The organism is Methanomethylovorans sp., from assembly GCF_041305605.1.
In the GTDB taxonomy this organism is placed as follows: Archaea; Halobacteriota; Methanosarcinia; order Methanosarcinales; family Methanosarcinaceae; genus Methanomethylovorans.
Window position 1 is genome coordinate 22770 of record NZ_JBFYLB010000116.1, and the last position, 6161, is coordinate 28930.

Annotated in this window: 4 protein-coding genes; all 4 read left to right on the forward strand. The window is 43.0% G+C overall.

From position 1 onward, the window contains the following. The first annotated feature begins 87 nt into the window (after positions 1 to 87). The 4 genes from ACCM36_RS07325 to ACCM36_RS07340 all read left to right on the forward strand — a co-directional run bounded on the left by ACCM36_RS07325 (position 88) and on the right by ACCM36_RS07340 (position 5976). Complete coding sequence (locus tag ACCM36_RS07325) at positions 88 to 2097, forward strand: cation:proton antiporter (protein ID WP_370573096.1); 2010 nt, start codon at positions 88 to 90, stop codon at positions 2095 to 2097. Positions 2098 to 2110: 13 nt separating this feature from the next. Further along, positions 2111 to 3403 (forward strand): methanogenesis marker 16 metalloprotein, encoded by a 1293-nt coding sequence (locus tag ACCM36_RS07330; protein WP_370573097.1) that lies wholly within the window; start codon positions 2111 to 2113, stop codon positions 3401 to 3403. Between the two features lie 197 nt (positions 3404 to 3600). Then, the gene (locus ACCM36_RS07335) at positions 3601 to 3741 is read left to right on the forward strand and encodes an AN1-type zinc finger domain-containing protein (RefSeq protein ID WP_370573100.1); all 141 of its coding nucleotides are present in this window, start codon (positions 3601 to 3603) and stop codon (positions 3739 to 3741) included. 177 nt (positions 3742 to 3918) lie between these two features. Further along, positions 3919 to 5976 carry a cation:proton antiporter gene (locus ACCM36_RS07340; RefSeq protein WP_370573098.1) on the forward strand — a complete coding sequence of 686 codons (2058 nt, stop codon included), beginning with the start codon at positions 3919 to 3921 and terminating at the stop codon, positions 5974 to 5976. Positions 5977 to 6161 lie beyond the last annotated feature (185 nt).

Consider the following 6161-nt stretch of genomic DNA (forward strand, 5'->3'; position numbering starts at 1 on the left):
CTTCTGTTCTTCATTCGCTCTTCATTCACTACTTCATAAGATACATATATCCATAGTTGGTGGTTTGCTAAATCTCTGAGGAAATTTATGGAAGCTTTGTTACTCACCGATATTAATATAATATTCGGCTTATCTATATTTATCCTGCTGATCTTTTATCGATTAGGAATACCTCTTGTAGTAGGTTTTCTGCTCACCGGGATAATCGTAGGCCCGCATGGTTTAGGAGCGGTGACCTCTGTGGAACAGGTAGAAACCGTTTCTGATATTGGTGTAATTCTCCTGATGTTTACAATTGGTGCGGAACTATCTTTAAGAGATCTATGGGAGATCAAGCGTTCTGTATTGATAGGAGGGTCTCTGCAAGTTGCGCTTACAATTGTCACAACATACTTTTTAGCTATGAAAGCAGGGATGGATGCCCCATCTGCACTGTTCGTCGGTTTTCTCATTTCCCTCAGCAGTACTGCTATTGTCCTCAAGCAACTCCAGGAAAGATCTGAGATGTATACTCCACAGGGAAGCATATCCCTTGCTATTCTCATCTTTCAGGATATAATAACAGTACCTATGATCCTGGTGACACCAGTACTTGCAGGATCAGGCAATGGATTTGGTGGCTCATTACCAGTATTGCTATTAAAGGCGATAATAATAATAGCCATTGCAGTCCTCAGCGCACGGACACTTGTACCAAAACTTCTTTATCAGATCGCTAAGACTCGCAACCGTGAGTTGTTCCTCTTAAGTATAGTGTTCATCGGGTTGACGGTTGCCTGGTTCACAGCATACATCGGGCTTTCTCTTGCCTTGGGTGCATTCCTTGCAGGTCTTATTATATCAGAATCCGAATACAGTCACCAGGCCTTGGGCAATCTGATGCCTTTTAAGGATATGTTCATGAGCTTTTTCTTTGTCTCCATTGGAATGCTTCTGGACATAGGCAATGTTTTTACGAATTTCACATGGTTACTGTCCATGGCATTGGTAGTGCTCTTTTTAAAATCAATAGTTTCCGGTGCAGTCACTTACCTACTTGGTTACCCTTTCAGAACAGCCATACTGGTGGGACTTGCTCTTGGGCAGGTGGGGGAATTCTCTTTCGTGCTCTCAAAGTCCGGCCTTGACCTTGGTCTGCTTGACAGTACCACATACCAGAGTTTTCTGGCAGTATCAATAATCACTATGGGGGCTACATCCATAGTTATCGATCTGTCTCCGAGGGTGGCAGATGCAGCGCTAAAAGCACCTCATATTCCTGAAAGAATGAAACAAGGACTGTACGCAGCTAAGCTGGCACCTGGGAAGAAAGAACAAGAACTAAAAGACCATGCAATAATTGTCGGTTTTGGTTTTAACGGAAAGACTATTTCCAAAGCTGCCCGTGCAAGCGGAATTCCATATGTCGTCCTTGAGATGAATCCCGAAACCGTCATGAGGGAAAAATCATGTGGTGAAAGCATATGTTTTGGTGATGCTACTCACTATCCAATACTGGAACATGTGTCCATAAAGAATGCAAGAGTACTTGTTATCGGTATATCGGATCCTCTTGCCACACGTAAGATTATAGATCTTGCCAGGAAGATGAACCCCAATATCTACATTATAGCAAGGACACGTTTCCTGAAAGAGATGGCTCAGTTGTATGAAATAGGAGCAGACGAGGTAGTACCTGAGGAATACGAGACCTCCATTGAGGTATTCGCAAGGTTACTGGAGAGATACCTGGTACCCCGTGATCAGATCGAGAAGTTCATTGACGAAGTGCGTGCTGACGGCTATAAGATGCTGCGCAGTTATTCGGGTGAAGAAACAGATGCAGAGAAGATATGCACCAGTCTGCCTGGTGTACAGATGATCACATTGAAAGTGGAAAATGAATCGTATATTGCCGGAAAGACCATTGCTGAAACACAGCTTCGGAATAAATATGGAGTAACTTTGCTTGCTATACAACGCAAAGAAAAAGTCATACCTAATCCTGATGCAAGTACAATTCTCATAGCAAATGATCTGTGTATAGTACTTGGGTCTGCAGAGGACACATTAAAAGTAAGGCAGTTATTCAAGTCTGACTATATATTAAAGCCTTAAAGGGGAAATGGTCATGGAGCGTACTGTTGAAGAGATATGCGAGAAGATCAGTAAAAGAGAAGCAGTGGTGATGACAGCTCACGAGATATGTCGACTTGTCATGGAAGGAGAGGACATAAAGCTGGAAGATGTGGATGTCGTAACCACTGCCACACGTGCTATAATGAGCGGCACATATGCAGTTATGTCTTTCCCGATAGAGGCTCCCAGGCAGTTCACACGTGCAAAAAAGATTTTCCTCAATGGAGTGCCTGCATTTACAGGTCCATGCCCTAATGAAAGGCTGGGTATACTTGATCTTATGGTTTTTGGTACGTCTCACTCCAACCTCAGGCCAGACTACGGGGCTGGACATCTTTTCAGAGAAATGGTGCAGAGAAAGGAGATAGAGGTTTCTGTTATCACGGATGAGAATGACACCTTTACTTCAAGTATCACTCTGGATGAAATGCCCTTTGCCCGTTTGTTCGGGACAAGACATTGCTTTAAGAACTATTCTGCATTCGTGAATTGCTCTTCGAAGGCTGTGAACACCATTTTTCATGCAACAGGTTTCAGCCCGGACCTTTCAGGAGCTACAGTATCAGGATGCGGGGAGATCAATCCTGTTAAGAACGATCCCCTGCTGGAAACCATTGGTATTGGTACTCGTTTTCTCATGAATGGAAGCGAGGGATTTGTTATAGGAAGTGGTACCCGCAGCAGTGCAGCAAGGCCAAACCTTACTGGATTTGCGGATATGCATGACATGGACCCTCAACTCATGGGAGGATTCGCCACAAGCGCCGGACCGGAATGTATCGTTTCCTGGGCTATTCCCATACCAGTGACCAGTCAGGTTGTACTTGATGCTATCAAGACCACAGATGCAGGGATACCACTTCCTGTAATGGATGTTGATTGCAGGAAGCCCATTGGCCAGGCAGATTACGGGAACGTGTGGAATGACGTGGATCTGGCAGTTATGTTCAAGCCATCTGCATGCCGTCAGTGCCCAACGTGCGAAGCTGAAGAGAAATGCCCCATGGATGCCATATATTGGAATAACGGCAAACTTGTGCTTGACAGGTATCTTTGTTTTAACTGTGGTCTTTGCTCCACTCTCTGCCCGGCAGGCGTATTCACTGCAAGGCTTGGAAGCATTAAGGCAAACATGAAATGCTGTGATGCTGAAATCTACAGGGAAGTGCCCATCGTACTACGCCAGTCGGACCGCAAGAGAGCGCTGAAGATGGCCGAAGACCTTAAAAACAAGGTTATTGACGGTTCTTTCAGGATAGGGCAGATGGCTGAGAGACTAAAGTAACTGTAACTCATCTCCCTTCTATCTTGTATCAAGTTTTTATCCTTGATTCTTCTCTGATCTTCATATGATCATGGAACCGCATAAGGGTAAATGGAAATTATTTAGAGCCCATTAATTTTTTAAATAATAACATATTTTAAATTATGATTAACATGAAATGTGATTATTGTCATGAAACAATACGTGGTATGATGGGCATGAAGATACCTTATAGATGTCCCTTTTGCGGAGGATCTTTTTGCCTGAAACACCGTTTGCCAGAATATCACAATTGTAAGGCTGTACATAATCACTGGACTAAACCACAATCCATGAAGCACAGCAGTTTAAATGAATGATTACACTTTGCCTTATAGAATGTTTCTTGTGGATCTCTTCTGGAAATCGACATGTTTACGATCCAAAACTGTTTTTATGTAAAAGGTTCTGAAGATGGCTTGCAGATTCAAGAGACAAGATGCCAAAGTCAAAACATCTTTATAGTTTCGGTTCAGACAGAACTGATTGGCTGAAATATGGACCTGACACTGTTCACTGATATCGAAATAATTTTCGGATTGTCAATACTTATTCTGTTACTGTTCCACAGGATCAGGTTATCGCCTGTTCTTGGTTTTCTTGTGACGGGAATAATAGCAGGACCTCACGTGCTCGGTATAATCCATGAAGCAGAGCAGGTAGAGACACTTGCAGAGATAGGGATAATTTTGCTGCTGTTCACAATAGGAGTTGAGATGTCCATCAAAGAATTGTGGGATATCAAAAGATTCGTGCTGGTGGGCGGTGGTTTGCAGGTAGTGATCACTACAGCACTGGTCTATTACATATCCCTTTATATTGGTTACAGCTCCGGTACTGCTCTTTTCCTGGGATTTCTGGTATCCCTCAGCAGTACTGCTATAGTGCTCAAATTGTTTCAGGAGAAGGGAGAAACATATACCACCTACGGTAAAATATCCCTTGGCATACTAATATTCCAGGATATAGTTATTGTTCCCATGATACTTCTCACGCCCATACTGGCAGGTGTACCATCCGCTTCAGGGGACAGTTCTGCCACCTTCCTTCTGAAGGGGCTTGGTATCATGCTGTTTGTGATCATAAGTGCACGATGGCTTATGCCTGCACTGCTCTTCAGGATTGCCAGGACACGGAACAGGGAACTATTTCTTCTGACCATCATATTCACAGTGTTCGGCACTGCATGGCTCACTTCCAAAGCAGGTTTGTCACTGGCTCTCGGAGCATTCCTGGCGGGTCTCATCATATCGGAATCAGAGTACAGTCATCAGGCAGTCGGCAATATGATGCCTTTTAAGGATGTCTTTATAAGTTTCTTTTTTGTATCCATTGGAATGCTGATGGATGTCGGTTTCTTCCTTGAGAATATAGCCATCCTCATGACACTGGCTGTAGTGGTCATTTTTGTGAAATCCATGGCAGCAGGACTTGTTACATTCATTTTAGGATATCCTCTGCGAACCACGATTATAACAGGTATGTCGCTGGCCCAGGTGGGGGAGTTCTCATTTGTCCTTTCAAATTTCGGACGGTCTTACGGGCTCCTCGATGAAGGTCTTTATCAGGCTTTTCTTGCTGTTTCCATAGTCACTATGGCAGCTACACCCTTTGTGATGACATTCTCACATGGTCTCTCGCGTAAGATACTGAACAAGACAAAGAATCCCATATTGATCAACGGTCTATATGCAAAGAGCATGGGTATATACTCAACTAATATGGTAGCTGGAGAAGAAACTGAGGAATTGCACGACCATCTTATTATCATAGGTTATGGGTTCAACGGAAAAACAGTCTCTAATGCTGCAAAGACCGCAGGCATACCTTATGTTATTATAGAGACAAACCCCGAGACAGTACGCAATGAAAGAAAACAGGGAGAAAGGATATACTATGGGGATGCAACTCATGAAGTGGTCCTTGATTCCGCCAACATTAAGTCTGCCAGGGTACTAGTGGTTGGCATATCGGATTTCATAGCTACAAGGGCAATAACAGATGTTGCAAAAAGGATGAATCCTAAGATTTACATTATCGCAAGGACCCGATATATGAGTGAGATCAAAACCCTCACTCAGCTGGGTGCCGATGAGGTAATTCCCGAGGAGTATGAAACATCTGTGGAGATATTCAGTCGTCTTCTTAAAAAGTACCTGGTACCCGAAGAGGATATTTATTCGTTTACAAATGAGATACGTGCAAACGGTTATTCCATGTTGAGGCAGCATTCCATTGAAAGTAAAAAGGATACATTTAGCCTGAAAGATGATTTGCCCGGGTTGGATGTGACATCTTTTAAGATCAAGGAAAGTAGTACCATTCATGGAAGCACCCTGAAAGATGCGGATCTGAGAAACATGCATGGTGCAACAGTACTGGCCATACGTAGAGATAAACAGATTATAGATAACCCTACAGGTGACACACAACTGCTGGTAGGCGATATACTTATCGTTCTCGGCAAACCTGAGAGGCTATGCCAGCTAAGAATTTTCCTTGGAGGGGATATGGCGGCTGTTTCTTCCGAAAGTTGCTCTTATGAAGGGCCATAAATGTTTTCCTACTCCAAAATCATATATGTATGTATCTAAAAAAATAGTCAGATCTTAGTATAACGGATCTTAACCATTTTCTTATTTCTATTTTCATATGCTAATGTATTATCCCTGTCAGATTCATCTATTCTGTCTACAGATGTGGATTCAACCAAAAGGTATATTATATGTAAATCTCAACA